This window comes from Alkaliphilus metalliredigens QYMF (genome assembly GCF_000016985.1).
GTDB classification, from domain to species: Bacteria; Bacillota; Clostridia; order Peptostreptococcales; family Natronincolaceae; genus Alkaliphilus_A; species Alkaliphilus_A metalliredigens.
This window is the reverse complement of record NC_009633.1, coordinates 628,193-643,667: the sequence shown is the minus strand read 5'-3', so window position 1 is coordinate 643,667 and position 15,475 is coordinate 628,193. Positions and strand designations below refer to the sequence as shown.

Sequence of the window (15,475 nt, the reverse complement as noted above, 5' to 3'; positions counted from 1 at the left end):
CTGGCCACACACACCACGTCGCCTCTTATAGCTGCATTAATACTTTTTCTGGTGTAGCCGGTAATTCTTTGATTCTAACGCCACAGGCATTATAGATTGCATCAGTGATGGCCGGTGCAACTGTATTGATGACCACTTCTCCTATGGATTTAGCTCCATAGGGTCCCGTTTCATCATATCCCGCAACTAATTCCACCTGTATATTTTGGATATCCCTTCTAGTGGGCATCTTATATTCCATGAAGGTATCATTCATAAGTCTTCCTTCCTTGGTATAATTAACTTCTTCATAAAGGGCAAAACCAATTCCTTGAACGATGCCACCCTCCACCTGTATCCTGGCTAAATTTGGATTAATGGGAGTACCACAATCCACCACACCAACAAAGTCAATGACTTCTACCTTTCCGGTTTCAAGATCTACTTCAACCTCAGCAAATCCAGCCATATAAGGGGGGGCTGCCTTTTTAGGCACATAGGAGCCCGTTACGGATAATTGCTCATGTATCATGCTATAGGTGATTTTCTGCGAAAATGACGCCAATGTAATTTCTTCTCCACTATCCTGACATGTAATTTTAGTCCCATCAAATAGGATATTTTCTTCTTGGGTCTCAAAGTACTTAGCTCCAGTAGCGATGATCAGTTGAATCATCTTTTCTGCCGCATCGATGATTGCATTCCCAGTTGTATAGGTGGTACTAGAGGCATAGGCCCCACTGTCAAAGGGTGTTAAATCCGTATCCGATGTATAGGTTACAATTTTATCCATATCCACCCCTAGGGCTTCAGCGGCTATTTGTGTCAAGATCGTATCACTACCGGTACCTATATCAGATGCCCCTAAAAATAAAGTAAAAAATCCATCATCATTGAGTTTCAAGGTGGCAGCAGCCATATCAATATTGGGAAGACCTGAGCCCTGTTGTGAAATGGCCATTCCCACTCCCCTTACCTTTGTGGCACTACGCTCTGTCCTAGGATATTTATGATCCCAGTCTATCAACTGCTTTCCTCTTGTTACACATTCCTCTAGTAAACAGCTGTCCATATACATGGGGGCATCTCCTGCACCCTTTGTCACCATATTGTATAAGCGGGTTGTTTCCCCTTTTTTGATCATATTGATTTCTCTTAATTTCACAGGGTCCATCTTAAGCTCATGGGCCAACTCATTTACCGCTGATTCCAAAACAAAAATCCCCTGGGTCACACCAAATCCCCTGAATGCGCCCCCAGGAACATGGTTTGTATAAAAGGCCTTTCCTGAAAAGCGACAGGCATCTACTTTATTGTATAGGGTTAATACCTTTTTACCTGCTGATCCAAGGGTGGTTAGGGCATGTTCTCCATAGGCCCCTGTATCCCACAAACCATTCATATCAATTGCCTTGATCTTTCCTGATTGACTGGCTCCTATTTTGATTGTAAATGTCATGGCATGTCTTGAATTGGTACCTCTAAAAACCTCTCTTCTACTATAGACAATTTTTGCAGGTTTTCCAGTTTTCAAGGTGACAAGGGCTGGGTAAAATTCCGATTGAGCTGTTTGTTTCGACCCAAAGCCTCCTCCTATTCGAGGTTTGACCACTCTAATTTTACTGGCGGGAATGTCTAATGCCTGTGCTAAAATCCGTCTTACATGAAAGGGGATTTGGGTTGAAGACACCACCACTAGCCTATTGTAATTATCTAAATAACTATAGCTTGCTTGGCTTTCCATCATCCCTTGGGCTTGGGCTTGGGTACGATAGGTTCTTTCTATGATGACGTCACTTTCCTCTAAAGCATTTTCGAGATCTCCTAGTTCAAATGCCACCTTTGCCACGGTATTTTTTTCTCGGTCAAAGCCCACCTCTAAGTTAGTATAAATATCTTCCTCTGGATGGACTGGGGCACTTTCTTCTGCTTTCTCCAGATTTAATATGGGTTGTAGTACATCATATTTTACTTTAATTAATTTCATGGCCTTTGTGGCTGTTTTTTCATCTTTAGCTGCAATAATGGCCACATCATCGCCCACATGCCTCACATATTCATCCAATAAAAATTTATCATAGGGTGCTAGCTCTGGATAGCATTGTCCCGCCCTTGTAAAGGCCTTTCTGATGACATTCTTGTAGGTAAAAATACAGGCTACCCCAGGCACCTTTTCAGCAATGGCAGTATTAATGTCTGTGATTTTTGCAAAGGCGTGGGGACTTCTCAATACCTTTACCACCAATGCATCCTTAGGAGCGAGATCATCAGTATAAGCAGGCTTCCCTGTGACTAAACTCATGCCATCTATTTTAGGTATGCTACTATTTACGATTTTCATGTAATCTCCCTCCAAAGTACTTTTTGATCGCCCTTAGTTGTCCAACATATCCTGTGCATCTGCATAAATTACCATTTAAATAGTGAAGGATTTCTTCGTCTGTAGGATTTTCAATGCACTTTTCCAAATACAAAATACTCATGATGGTCCCGCTACTACAGTATCCACATTGGTCCACACCTTCATCAACTAAATGTTTTCCAATTACCTTTGCTTTCTCCTGCACACCTTCTATGGTGGTAATTTCAGAGCCATCTACCTTTGCGGACAGCAGTACACAGGATAACACAGCCTTTCCATCTACATGAATGGTACAGACACCACAGGTTCCAGTATCACAGCCCTGTCTGACTCCTATATAGCCATTTTTCCTTAGGGTCTCCACTAAGTATTCATCGGGACTAATTTCAAAGGATGTATTTTCATCATTAATTTTGACATTAATCTTCATGAAAACCCACCTCCTCCAGTCCATTCTTCACCAATACCCTACAGATTTTTTCTCTATAGGCTTGGCTTCCTCTTCCATTGGTTCCAAAGTTCATTTCTTTAGTTAAAAGATCCAAGGCATGGGGTAAACTCTCTGTTGAGATTCCATTTTCCTTGAGATATGCCATGGTTTCATATGCTAATGTAGCTCTTCCAGGTCTTGCTCCTACAGCGATTTTAATATCATTTCCTACCTTTGATACAGCAGCATTTAAAATGGCATAGTCTCCCTTTGAGTTTCTCATGGCTTTAAAGGCAGCTTTTCTGTTGTCTTTTTTAATGAGGACGCTTTTAAGTATATCCTTGCTTTCAGGACCTTTTATTAAAAACGTCTCCAAGGGAATGAGGCCTCCTTTATGGAGATTCACATAGGTATCTAGAGCCAATAACCCTGTAATCAAATCAGAAAAACCATATCTAGAATAAACGGTGCCTCCAACTGTTACAATATTTCTAAGCTGTACCCCTACGATTTCCTTAACAGAACATGCTAGTAAGTCATTAAAATGTTTTTTTAGTACATCAGATCTTTCCATCTCTCCAAATGTAGTCATGGCGCCTATTTCAATATCTGTTTCCGTTTCTATGATTCCCTCAATATTACATTTTGAAAGATCTATCATATAGTTCGTTCTCTTATTTCCCATCCTAATAAAGGCGCCCCCTCCCAATAGCATTGCTAATCTATTGGAAGCTAAGACTTCATATGCTTCATCTATGCTTTTAGGGACGACATAATTTTTTATGTCAATCAACTTTATCCCTCCTTCATTTCCATCTCTTCTCTTTCCGCTTTTTCATCGGCTAAGGATTTTTTAGGTAGTATGATATTTAAAGTAAATACAACAACAGTGGCAATGACCACTGGAGAACTACCAAATACCATCATAACCCAATCTGGAAATAATTCCAGTGATTGTGGAACTGTTGTAATCCCCATACCAAGGGCTACAGCTAATCCAACGATGGTCACATTCCTACCGGATAATTCATCTTGAATAATCAACTTAATCCCCGTCATGGTGATGATGGCAAAGACCGTAATGGTAGCCCCTCCCAATACACTTTGGGGAATGGTGGTCATGATGGCTCCGAATTTAGGAACAAATCCACCAATTAAAATTAATCCTGCAGCCAGGGCCAATACAAATCTGCTCACTACCTTTGTCATGGCTACAATACCAACGTTTTGGCTATAGGTTGCAGTAGGTAGTCCTCCAAAGAAGGATGCAACCACACTGGATACCCCATTACCTATAATGCCCCCTGACAGTTCTTCGTCCGTTACCTCTCTACCCATGCCCCCCATGGTTGTGGCAGATAAGTCCCCCACAGCTTGAACAGAATTGACGATATACATAATCACCATGGTAATAATAGCCGATGGGTAAAATTCAATTCCAAAGTGCAATGGTCTTGGAATAGCTATCCATGCAGCTTCCGCAACTGGCGTGAAATTAACAATTCCTATCATAATAGCAATCACATACCCCACAATAATACCAACTAATATCGATGCTAATTTGAAATAACCCTTTGCAAATTGATTACAGAATAATACCACAGTAAGGGTGATCAACGCAATCCCCCAATTGGTAAAAGATCCATAGGTTGCTGCTCCTACTCCCCCAGCCATATAGTTAATGGCGATGGGATAAAGAGAGAGTCCAATGGTAAATACAACGGTTCCTGCAACAAGAGGTGGAAAATATTTTCTGATTGGTTTGATAAATATACCCACTACGATTGCAACTAATCCACCTACCAGCTGAGCTCCAAAAATCCCTGCAATACCATGCTGTGCTCCTATAGCAATCATAGAAGGTACATAAGCAAAACTAACACCCATTATAATCGGCAGTCTAGATCCAACTCTCCCTATGGGATACAGTTGTATGAGTGTCGCGATCCCTGCGATAAACATAGCCATTTGTACCAATAATGTTCGGTCTGGTGAATTCAGTCCAACAACCCCTGCAATAATAATGGCTGGTGTGACATTTCCTACAATCATGGCCAAGACATGCTGAAGCCCTAGAGGTGCCGCTTTCCCCAAAGAAGGAACTCCATCTACATTAAATACAGACCTACTTTTACTCGAATTTTCAACCATACAATAATCGCCCCCATGAATTTTTTTGTTTCTTATCAATAAAAAAGATCAGCACAAAAGAAGTTTTCCTTCTTCAGTGCTGATCCTTTAAAGCCTAACAAAATTCGTTATCTTTACTCATTATCAACATATATGCAGTTTTATAATATTACAATCTTTTACCAAAGGAGCCTACCTATGGGATCTGGGATCTCCTGTAGCACTTCATTTCATCTTGGGTTTAATATAAATTTGCTGAGGATTAAATTCCATCTAAAATTCACAATCTTTCGATAATACTTTGATAATATTATAACGTATTTTTAGATTAACTTCAAGTAGAGATTGAAAACGTTATCTCGTCAATTTTTTTCCTGCAATCACAATATACTTCTTTTAATGTAACAGGCATCCCAATAATAAGCGTCAGGGCCTTCTCTATTTTGCTGGATCCTTCCATATAAAATAATTTCCGATTATACTCCACTAAGCTATGGTTTCTATTATTAGCAATCAGCTGAAGTTCAAAGGCTGTTAGGGATTCGAATATATTGACCTGTATGTGATTTCCCTCTATAAAAACCTGAAGATCCTTTGGCCCCCTCCCACTATATTTTTTTATAAAATGAGCCAATTCACTTTTTATTCTTTTCTCTAGCTCTGCTTTTTTTTCTTTATCTCCTAGCCAAATATGGTTTACATCTCCTATGTCAATTTGATGGCTTAATATTTCCTTACCAATGGATTCCATGCTCATCATAAGCTCCTTAGGATGAATGGGTTTAACGACATATTTCACAATCCCGATATCCACTGCCGCCAGTATTGTCTCACTATCTGAAAGGGCTGAGGTAATGATAATGGCAGGTTGATGCTCCCTGTTTCTAATGGCCTTGATCATCTCTAGGCCATCCATAACCGGCATCTTCAAATCAGTTACAACAATATGTGGCTGATTTTGGTCGAATGCGGCTATGCCCTCCAGTCCATTTTTTGCAACATAGAGCTTTCCAACCCGCCTCTTTAGAAACTTTGTCATTTCCTCTCTGGTATCAGGTTCATCCTCTACGTAGAGTACCTTTAAATGATAGAGCACACTATTCTTCTCAGTCTGTGACATTTCCATCCACCCCCTTACAAGGTATCCTGATCATCATTTTAACCCCTCTGTCTGTATTTTTCCAATGAAGGCTTCCCTTTAAATTTTTCTCTATAATCACCTTAGTCATATACAATCCCAATCCCGTTCCCTGTGTGTCTTCTTTGGTGGTAAAGTAGAGATCAAATACTTTATCTGCTATGGCCTCACTGATTCCCCCACCAGTATCTTCTATTTCTGTAATCACATCATTGCCTTGTTCATAAATACCAATAAAAATTTGTCTTTTTCCACCTTTTTCGTCTATTAATGCGTCTATTGAATTGCTGATCACATTAAAAATCCCTTGGGCAAATTGATTACTATATCCATAGGCCTTCTTTGTAGAAATATCTTTAAAAACCACCTCAATATGGTGAAGCTTTATTCTTTCTTCCATTAGGTCTAACACCATCATGATGTTTTCATGTATTGAAAATTCATCTTTTTTTGTGTTAGGATTGGAAAAATTTCTAAAGTCATCAATGGTCTCTGACATTTTGTGAATCAATCTCCTAGAGCGCTCTATATCCTCCTCTAGACTTTTCTTTGTTAACTCCTCATAGTGATAGGCATCCTCTATATTATTAAGAATCAAGCCTAGATTATTCAGCGGTTGTCGCCATTGGTGGGCTATATTAGCAATCATTTCCCCCATGGCAGCTAATCTTGCTTGATAGATAATAATTCCCTCTTTTCTTTTATTTTCCTCCCATTCCCGCTGAAACATTTTCTCTAACTTTCTAATGGTACTTTTGGCCGTTAAATAGATAATCAGCACAATCAAAAGGATCACTACACTTATTAAAGAAAATATTTGTAGAAATTTCTCTTTTCGCTCTGCCTGTTGTTGCAATATTCTGTCATAGCTAAATATAAAATTCTCTCTATCTAGATCACCAGAAACTAGATTTAATTTTTTTAATACTTCCTGGGTGCCCCACCATCGATGTGGGTTGATATTTCCAATCTCAACCACGGGATGAAGGGTAAGCTCCAGAACCTCCCTAGCTTGAAATACATTAAAGGCTCTAAATTCTTTCTCTGTTTTTTCCTGTGGTGGAAAGGCTACAACCATCTTTTCAATTATTTCTTCAGGGTTTTCCAATGCATATTCCCAGCCCTTTAGGCTGGCTCTTTTGAATGCTTCTACTTTGTCAGGATTTTCTTTGGCCAGACTGCCCCTTGTAAAAAGACTATCTCCATAAAAATCGATGCCATAATCTATTGGCCTGATTGATTTTAATTGCACCCCTTCCTCCTCAGGGTAAGTCAGAATATTTCTCAAATATATTGGTACCATGTCAAAACCATCATCACCTAAATCTTCTATAGCGAAATTCCCTCGGTGTTCATATAACTTCAATTGTTTAGGATCAATTCCTTCCGCCATCAGCATGGCCTGTAGCTCAATATCCATCAAATCATCTTTTCTTCTTGCCACCTGCAAATTCACTAAATCTGCCATGGTACTAAAGGGAGTCTCTTCCTTCATAAAAAATTCCACTGCACTTCGTTGGAATATAGATGCCAGCACCGCCAAATCCAATCCTTCATCATTGGCGATCAGAATGTCTACGGCTCCCACACCAAAATCCGCATCACCTTCTGCTACCTCCTGTGTGGCCTGCAGCACATCTCCCTCTTCTGTAAAGGCAGAGCGTATCTCTACCTCCAATCCTTCTTCCTCATAATAGCCATTCCATAGGGCTGTATAATAACCTGCAAACTGAAACTGATGATCCCATCGTAGCTGCAATACAGCCTCATCCAATCCCTGCACTCTATCTATGGGAAAGATGTATAGAATCATGATGATGATCACAACAATATATGTCTTATTTTTATTCATTTGCACATCCCCTAAATATTTCTCATTCGTTCTTCCTGTGCTAAACTCTTTTCTATTCTATACTCTTTTTCTGCAAATAAGCCTCATTTCCTTCATAAAACGTCATTTAATTCACAGGTAATTTTTACTGCATCATCAGCTGTATATATTTTATAAATGCTTTGATCGAACCTTTAAAAAGTCTCAAAATGCTTGTGATGCCAAACCTACTGATCATATATAGGATATTGTTTCTGACTAAATTTACATATAGAATCGTTTTTAATATCTCGTAATAATATTTTCTTAGACTCATTTTTGAAGGATTGATGGTAACTTGTCCAAAGCTCCACTTTTCATATTCTTCCTTCTGAATCAGAAGCCTATCCTTGTACTCATTGTATAAAGGCAGATTGGGAAAGGGTGTCAGGGGAGAAAATGTTGATATTTCAGGATTTAACTTCTTTAAATACCTTCTAAATTCCTTAAAATCCGCTACACTCCAATCGGGATGGATCATGAAGGATGCCCATACATCTAGTCCTATCTCTTTTAAAAACTGACTGGCATTTAGGTTGTCATCGGTACTTGATTTCTTTTGATATTTTTTTAGCTCCTCTTCCTTAAATGTTTCATAACCCACTAATACAGTGCTTAAGCCTAGCTTTGTAAACCTCTTAATCACTTCTTTATTGCTCAAAATACTATTGACACTGGCATAGCAAATAAAATTCTTATGGATTCCCTCTTCTTGTAAAAAATTGCAAAGTTCTTCGATCCTATCCCCATTATGCAAAAAATCATTATCAAAAACCATAATATTATCTTCTTCAATGCTTCGAATTTCTTCTTTTACAAAATCCATGGGCAAATATCTTTCTGTAGCCCCTTCTATTCTCCATCTTAAACAAAAGCTACAGGTCTTGGAACAGCCCTGGGATGTTCCCATGATGGCACAGGGCCTATATCCAAAATAAGAATATTGTCTTCGGTATTTAGCTGTGGCCTTCCTATTGGGATGAACATATTGGTTCATTCCACATTTATCTGTGGTTTTGAAATCATTCACACCACTACAGATTCCATGGATGATGGGAGGTTGTTCTCCTCTCTGTAAATAACCAAACAATGTTGTCATATTTTCAGTGTTGGTATATTTCATGACATGATCGATTGTCTCTGTAAAAAAAGCTTCAGGATTAAGAAAGCTTTGAGTTCCGCCAACCATTGTAATGATACTAGGATCATACTTTTTCACAGCTTCTGCTAAGGCTCTGACTGCAAACACATCTATACAGAGGGATGTAATCCCAACTACCTCTGGTTGAAACGCCTTTAATTTATCCTCCAATGTAATTTTTTCTGACATCATATCAACAATCTCCACATGATGTTGATTCTCCAACATGGCATATACCATTTCAAGTCCAATGGGCTCACTATACATAAACTCTCCCAGGGTCACTGCTTGTTTGATTCTAGCGGGTCTTACCAAAAGCACTTTCATGCATCTCACCTCACTAAAAAACGATGCCCGGGCTAGACCACGGGCATTGTTTTCATGATTTTATCTTTATTTTGATTTAATTTGGACTCCCTCTTCTAACTCGCCACTAGGTGAAACGATCACCTGATCACCTTTTTGTAATCCACTGACAATTTCTACCCGTCTTTGACTCTCAATTCCCTTTTCAATTTCCCTGAGTATTGCTTGTTCATTAACATTCACAAAGACAAAGTCCCTTCCTGCCTGCTGAAATATCGCATTTTCTGGTATAAGCAACACATTTTCCTTGCTTTCAATAATAATGTTCACATCCAGATCGTAGCCTGGTCTTAAAATAGCCACAGATCCTTCAAATTCAATATCTACCTTAATTCGTTTCTGTTCGATTCCTAGGTCTGATACACTGCTGAAGGCTTGGGGGTGAATTTTTGTGACGGTTCCTTGTAAATCAATAATCCTTAAATCTTTATTAGATATAATCACCGGTGCACCCACTTCAACATTGGCAATATCTCCGATCAAAAGATCACTTTCTATATAAAGTATCTCTGTATCGCCAATCTCTAGTAGGGGGACTCCTGGTTGTACATAGCTGCCCTTTTCTACAGCCTTCATCAGTACAGTTCCACTCATATGAGCTGTGATGACAAAATCTCCACTTTGGCTTTCCAGTGCTTCCATTTGGATATCAAGCTGGCGTAGCTGGGCTTCATATTGAGCACTGATATTTTCAGAAATAGGCTTTTTGATCAGTTCTAAATCTAACTGTACCCCCTCTAAATTACTTTGTTCAGCTTCAAGACTTGTAACTGTAATGTTATATTCCTCATAGCTAATGGCCCCTGCTTCATACAATCTCTTATTATTTTCCACAACTCTTTTTGCTTCTTTTATTCTTCTTTCAATGACTTCTATCTCCAGCTCTAGCTTTTCAATTTCTTTTTCATCAATTGATTGTGTGGCTTCATTATATTGGGCAATGATCCCCAACCTTTGAGCTTCTAGTTCTCTTTTTTGTCTGGAGAGTTGCTGGGAATCCAATCTAACCAACACATCCCCTGTATTAACTTGCTCCCCTTCTTTTACCAATACATCGGTTACACGCCCGGCTGTATCTGCATAAACACTTGCTTGATTTTTTGTCTTGACAACGCCCAATTCTTCAACATATTTTGCTATATTGCCTTGGGTTACAGCTGCCATCTCCACTTCCACAACGATGCCTCGATTCATCATGAAAAATGCTGCTGCTCCCAAAACAATCACAATGATAATGGCACCAATTATTTTTTTCTTCATTTTCATCCCACCCTTACTCTATAGAATAAAATCCTTTTTATTTTAAGAAATTCTATTTTTTAATGCATCAATAAAATTCATTTTATAGATTTTTCTGATGGTAGCCAGCTGCGCAATGGCCACGAAGAAGGCCGTCATCATGGCTGCAAAAACATAGCTACTTGGTGTAATAATGAGTGGGATCTTATACAGATCTGTTTCAAAGGCAGAAACAATCCCATAGCACATCCCGTATCCCACTGGCACACCCACGGCAATTCCAAGCACCGTCATGACAGCGTTCTCTCTACTAATCATCTTATATATTTCATTTTTTTCAAATCCCAATACCCTCAATGAAGAGAACTCCATTATACGTTCGCTAATGCTAATAATTGTTGTGTTATAAACAATGGCGAACCCTAAAATCCCTCCAAATAGCATTAGGATACTCACGGAATAAATCATCATCTCCATAAATTCTTCGAAGCTGTTTTTCATGTCCTCTACGGATTGTACCAGACTAATGTTTTTAACATCTTGAAGCTTCAAGGATACATCATCCTGTGAATCAATTAAGGCCCCAGTGATTATGCCTCTCTCACCTAGTACATCATTCATGGTTTCAATATCCATGTACCCATTACTCCCTAGTAATTGTTGGGTGATCCCACTTACCCTAATCAACTGATCCTCTTGGTCAGGCATAAAGCTTTTAAGCAATATCTCATCACCTATTTGGGCTCCAAGGCTTCTGGCAATGCCTTCCGTTATAATCATTCCCCTGGTATCTAGATTAATGGACTGTTTCGATGGACTTGTAAAATGATAAAATCTAGTATCCCTTGGGACTGCGATGACACTGACAACTTGCTTTCTCCATCCATTTCTCAGCTCAAAGGGAATCTCGATCTTGGGCTCGATATGATCTACATCAATGATTTGCTGTAGTTCCCGAATGGCGTTGTCATTCATTGGATGGGCAAAGTCAACATTGTATTCCATGGTTTGGAACTCTCCATAATGTATGGTGAACAAGTTTCCCCAAACACTTGTCATAAATATCGGTAGCATTGTGATACCGAAGGTTAAGGCGATTCCCAGTACTAAAAAAATGCCTCTTTTTTTATTTCTCAATATGTTTCTAATGACCATTTTCCAGCTAAAGGAAATTCTGTTCCAAATAAATTTGACTTTTTCTAATAGGATTCGACCTCCTGCCTTCGGTGCTTCTGGTTTCATTGAATCAGCAGGTAGAATTCTCAAGACACTTCTGGCCCCTATCAACCCTGAGACAATACAAAAGACACTGGTGAGGATGAGTCCATATAGAACATAAATATAATAAACATCCATCTGTAGTAGGGGAATATTAAAAAATTGAATATAAAGATTCGTAAATGCCTGGGATAGAAATACACTAAAGATAATCCCGATGACCGCTCCTACCAGTCCAATGGCCAATGCATACTTGACATAATGTCCCATAATATTAAAATTGCCATATCCTAAGGCCTTCATCACCCCAATGGCCATTCGATCATTTTTCACAATTCTAGATAGCATGATATTAATAATCACCGCTGCCACCACGAGAAATAATAAAGGCACTGAAGTCGCCATCTGGTCTAATTGTGAAACTTCCTCCATCATCATTGAGTTGCTGAGCTGGTCTTCTCTTTTGATTGTCCTCCTTACACCATAGCGATCCAATTGATCTTCAATTTCATCCGTAATGCTATCAATTCGATCTAAGTGCTCATCCTCTATTTTAATCATGACTTCATTATAACTTCCTTGAAAACCCAAAACCGATTGAGCAAACTCCTCTGTCACATAGATAACACCAAATCTTTCAGGGGTCGGCAGTAGGCTCTGTTGATTTTCCATTAAATAAATATACTCTGGGCTCCCTACAATACCGATCATTTCTAGAGGATATTCTCGCCCTGCAATATAGGGTGTGATTTGATCTCCTAGCTGAATCCCCCTTGCCTCGGAAAATTGCTCCAGTACCACTGTTGTTCTGACATCCTCCTGCATTTCTCTTCCCTCTATTGTATAAAGCTCATTAATCCGATAATCCTCCCTTGGTAGGGATACGATTCGAACATTCACTTTCTCATTGGGATCTTCAACTCGCAAGGGAACATCGGCAGTGACTCTCCCCTGGGCCACCTCAACTCCTTCAATGGTGGTCAGTTGATCAATAGCCGCCCTTGGTATTCGTACGACTTCAACAAAAACATCCCCAAAATTTGTGATTTCATAATAATGAGAGATGGTATTTCCCATATTATCCGCCATCATATTGAAGGACCCGTAGATGGTTAATGCTAAAATGATGACCACAACAATGGAAATAAACTGCCCCTTGGTGTTTTTGATCATTCTTAGTAATCTTACATCTAGCTTCTTCATTACCACTCAATCCCTTCAGGATGGATTGGATTGTCATTCACCTTTACTTCAATGATTTCACCGCTTCGCATTTTAATGACCCGATCTGCCATTTCCCCGATAGGCATGTTATGGGTAATAATCACCACTGTTTTATTATAATCTTGATTAATCTTTTTCAACAAGGATAGTATTTTAATACCTGTCTCAAAATCTAGGGCCCCAGTTGGTTCATCACAGAGTAATAAAGCAGGGTTCTTGGCCACTGCCCTGGCAATTGCAACCCTTTGTTGCTCACCACCACTCATTTGAGCTGGAAAATGTTCCTTTCGCTCTCCTAATCCAATTGCCTCCAGTACCTCATCAATATTCAGTGCATTTTTGCAGATTTCTGTGGCCAGCTCTACATTTTCCCTGGCGGTTAAATTGGCCATCAGGTTGTAAAATTGAAAAACAAAACCAATTTTCTCTCTACGATAGTTGGTTAGCTTTCGATCATTGTAATCGGTAATCTCTTGGCCTTCCATGAAGACCTTTCCCTGGGTTGGCAGGTCCATCCCACCTAAAATATTTAACAAGGTACTTTTTCCCGAGCCACTGGGACCCAGTATCACCACAAATTCCCCTTGATATAATTCAAGGTCTATTTCCTTTACTGCTGCTACCTTGACTTCACCCATTTCATAAATCTTATTTACATTTTCTACCTTCATCAACACATTGCTTTCCATTTTAATTACGCTCCTCCCCCTAAGAGGCCATATTTTAGAAAGTCAAATAAACTCTTGGTCAACCCCTCTAGATCTTCCCTATTATTTATTTTATAAAAATGTCGTTGGCCAAATGCTTCGATCATCATAATGATCATATCAGCCATAAAAACAACATCACCTCTTTTAACTTCTCCTTTTTCCATTCCTTCCCTAATCATACTTTCAAATAACACTTTATTTTTTTCATTCTTCACTGCTATCAGTCTTTCTGTAATATGAGGGATGTTCATAATATCCTTGTATAATGCAAGAGAATAATCTTTTGCTCCCTCCAGACTGTAATTCATCATAAAGTTTATTTTTTCCAGGGTTCCTGATATGTCATTAAGCTTTGCTTCTATTAGATTATATTGTCTATCCATCAAGAGTAGCATGACTTCTATAAAAAGTGTTTCCTTAGAATCAAAGTATTTATAGATGGTCATTTTGCTGATCCCCGCAGCTTCTGAAATTTCATCTACTGATACTGCCTTATATCCGAATTGTATAAACAGCATCTCAGCTTTCTCTACTAGTCGATTGTATTTGATTTCACTTTGACTTGCCATTTTTTCATCTCCTTACCGATACCATAAGTAGTACGCTTTGTACTTTTATACCTTTTCAGTACAATTTTATTATACGCTCTTTTCTAATATTAATCAACTATGTATTGGTAAATTTAACTATTTTTCAACAGACGCAGGGACAGGGACCTGTCTGTTATACCCCTTTATCTGTTTAGGAAGGAACGAACAAAAACAATAAATTTATGAAATTTTCTGTAAAATCATTCTTAAAAATCATCAAAAATAAACTGAATAAAGCTCTCAGCCAATAATGCTAAGAGTTTTATTCAGCTTACTTGTCTATAGCAACCAGCCATAATCCTGCCTGCAATCCACCACGGCATCTACATATACGGTGCTCTCCTTCACCTGATAAACCAGCAGATATCGCTTCGCCATCAAGAGCCTGCGGTATTTGCCTGATGGTACCAGTAGGTCGAAAAGCCATGGGTTTCGCTCTGGAAATCTCTCCAGGGACTTTGCTTTTTTATTAAACTCGGCAATGAGTTGCAGGGCTGCTGTTTCACTGACCTGTGTAAGAAAGCGAGAATGAGATACCAGCATCTGAGCCGCCTCATCGGAGATAATCACTTTATATAACTTACCTTCATTGTCCATCCAATACCTCCTTGACAGCGTCCTTCATCATATTGGACACTTCGTCAATGGAATAGCCTTTTTTGCCACTCAACCTGCCTTCCTCCGAAGCAATCAAATTTTCTCTAAGGAGCAGCATGCTTTCTCGTCTGGCAAAGGCTTCAATATCCATTACCACCAGATCTCCTTCTCCGTTTTTAGTCAGATATACTGGTTCTCCCGACCGTTTGCACAACTCAGAAATCTCATTGTAGTTTTTTCGAATTGCCGCAGAGGGTTTGATATTCATCATCCCGATCACCTCGTTTCGTAGCATTATTGTGTGCTTATTGTATGCTTATTATACTACAATACAAGAGATTTGTAAATCTCAGACATAGGCTATGTTATTTACCTCGTCAGTAGCTCTACACGTTCATGGGCACTTGTTTCAACCATGATAACCCCTCCCCTTAGTTTTCTTTTATTCATTAATGTATATGATATATATACCTTTTCCTGG

General features: G+C 39.1%; 13 protein-coding genes. All 13 read right to left on the bottom strand.

Annotated elements, in window-relative coordinates; all coding sequences use genetic code 11:
- Positions 1–25 precede the first annotated feature (25 nt).
- The 13 genes from AMET_RS03050 to AMET_RS02990 all read right to left on the bottom strand — a co-directional run bounded on the left by AMET_RS03050 (position 26) and on the right by AMET_RS02990 (position 15,265).
- On the bottom strand, positions 26–2,320 hold the full coding sequence (locus AMET_RS03050) for a xanthine dehydrogenase family protein molybdopterin-binding subunit (protein ID WP_011971742.1): 2,295 nt from the start codon (positions 2,318–2,320) through the stop codon (positions 26–28).
- Entirely contained in the window at positions 2,304–2,771 is a 468-nt protein-coding gene (locus AMET_RS03045) for a (2Fe-2S)-binding protein (protein WP_011971741.1), read from the bottom strand. The genes AMET_RS03050 and AMET_RS03045 overlap by 17 nt, the downstream gene beginning before the upstream one ends.
- Complete coding sequence (locus AMET_RS03040) at positions 2,761–3,564, bottom strand: FAD binding domain-containing protein (RefSeq protein WP_011971740.1); 804 nt, start codon at positions 3,562–3,564, stop codon at positions 2,761–2,763. The genes AMET_RS03045 and AMET_RS03040 overlap by 11 nt, the downstream gene beginning before the upstream one ends.
- Positions 3,565–3,566: 2 nt before the next feature.
- Complete coding sequence (locus AMET_RS03035) at positions 3,567–4,922, bottom strand: uracil-xanthine permease family protein (RefSeq protein WP_011971739.1); 1,356 nt, start codon at positions 4,920–4,922, stop codon at positions 3,567–3,569.
- Between the two features lie 313 nt (positions 4,923–5,235).
- The gene (locus tag AMET_RS03030; RefSeq protein WP_011971738.1) at positions 5,236–6,021 is read right to left on the bottom strand and encodes a Na-translocating system protein MpsC family protein; all 786 of its coding nucleotides are present in this window, start codon (positions 6,019–6,021) and stop codon (positions 5,236–5,238) included.
- On the bottom strand, positions 6,008–7,891 hold the full coding sequence (locus tag AMET_RS24090; RefSeq protein WP_011971737.1) for an ABC transporter substrate-binding protein: 1,884 nt from the start codon (positions 7,889–7,891) through the stop codon (positions 6,008–6,010). The genes AMET_RS03030 and AMET_RS24090 overlap by 14 nt, the downstream gene beginning before the upstream one ends.
- 124 nt (positions 7,892–8,015) lie before the next feature.
- The gene (locus AMET_RS03020; protein ID WP_011971736.1) at positions 8,016–9,377 is read right to left on the bottom strand and encodes a B12-binding domain-containing radical SAM protein; all 1,362 of its coding nucleotides are present in this window, start codon (positions 9,375–9,377) and stop codon (positions 8,016–8,018) included.
- A gap of 66 nt (positions 9,378–9,443) precedes the next feature.
- Positions 9,444–10,676, bottom strand: a complete 1,233-nt coding sequence (locus AMET_RS03015; RefSeq protein ID WP_011971735.1) for an efflux RND transporter periplasmic adaptor subunit — start codon at positions 10,674–10,676, stop codon at positions 9,444–9,446.
- A gap of 42 nt (positions 10,677–10,718) precedes the next feature.
- Positions 10,719–13,076 (bottom strand): ABC transporter permease, encoded by a 2,358-nt coding sequence (locus tag AMET_RS03010; protein WP_011971734.1) that lies wholly within the window; start codon positions 13,074–13,076, stop codon positions 10,719–10,721.
- Positions 13,076–13,786, bottom strand: coding sequence for an ABC transporter ATP-binding protein (locus AMET_RS03005; RefSeq protein WP_011971733.1), 711 nt, complete (start codon positions 13,784–13,786; stop codon positions 13,076–13,078). Before AMET_RS03005 ends, AMET_RS03010 begins: the two co-directional genes overlap by 1 nt.
- A gap of 5 nt (positions 13,787–13,791) precedes the next feature.
- Positions 13,792–14,376, bottom strand: a complete 585-nt coding sequence (locus AMET_RS03000; protein ID WP_011971732.1) for a TetR/AcrR family transcriptional regulator — start codon at positions 14,374–14,376, stop codon at positions 13,792–13,794.
- Between the two features lie 300 nt (positions 14,377–14,676).
- On the bottom strand, positions 14,677–14,994 hold the full coding sequence (locus AMET_RS02995; protein ID WP_011971731.1) for a type II toxin-antitoxin system RelE/ParE family toxin: 318 nt from the start codon (positions 14,992–14,994) through the stop codon (positions 14,677–14,679).
- Positions 14,984–15,265 carry a type II toxin-antitoxin system prevent-host-death family antitoxin gene (locus AMET_RS02990; protein ID WP_011971730.1) on the bottom strand — a complete coding sequence of 94 codons (282 nt, stop codon included), beginning with the start codon at positions 15,263–15,265 and terminating at the stop codon, positions 14,984–14,986. The genes AMET_RS02995 and AMET_RS02990 overlap by 11 nt, the downstream gene beginning before the upstream one ends.
- Between the last annotated feature and the right edge of the window lie 210 nt (positions 15,266–15,475).

Coding starts and splice junctions, on each gene's coding strand:
- AMET_RS03050 (WP_011971742.1), bottom strand. CDS start 2,320: ATGAAAATCGTAAATAGTAGCATACCTAAAATAGATGGCATGAGTTTA.
- AMET_RS03045 (WP_011971741.1), bottom strand. CDS start 2,771: ATGAAGATTAATGTCAAAATTAATGATGAAAATACATCCTTTGAAATT.
- AMET_RS03035 (WP_011971739.1), bottom strand. CDS start 4,922: ATGGTTGAAAATTCGAGTAAAAGTAGGTCTGTATTTAATGTAGATGGA.
- AMET_RS03030 (WP_011971738.1), bottom strand. CDS start 6,021: ATGTCACAGACTGAGAAGAATAGTGTGCTCTATCATTTAAAGGTACTC.
- AMET_RS24090 (WP_011971737.1), bottom strand. CDS start 7,891: ATGAATAAAAATAAGACATATATTGTTGTGATCATCATCATGATTCTA.
- AMET_RS03020 (WP_011971736.1), bottom strand. CDS start 9,377: ATGAAAGTGCTTTTGGTAAGACCCGCTAGAATCAAACAAGCAGTGACC.
- AMET_RS03015 (WP_011971735.1), bottom strand. CDS start 10,676: ATGAAGAAAAAAATAATTGGTGCCATTATCATTGTGATTGTTTTGGGA.
- AMET_RS03010 (WP_011971734.1), bottom strand. CDS start 13,076: ATGAAGAAGCTAGATGTAAGATTACTAAGAATGATCAAAAACACCAAG.
- AMET_RS03005 (WP_011971733.1), bottom strand. CDS start 13,786: ATGGAAAGCAATGTGTTGATGAAGGTAGAAAATGTAAATAAGATTTAT.
- AMET_RS03000 (WP_011971732.1), bottom strand. CDS start 14,376: ATGGCAAGTCAAAGTGAAATCAAATACAATCGACTAGTAGAGAAAGCT.
- AMET_RS02995 (WP_011971731.1), bottom strand. CDS start 14,994: ATGGACAATGAAGGTAAGTTATATAAAGTGATTATCTCCGATGAGGCG.
- AMET_RS02990 (WP_011971730.1), bottom strand. CDS start 15,265: ATGATGAATATCAAACCCTCTGCGGCAATTCGAAAAAACTACAATGAG.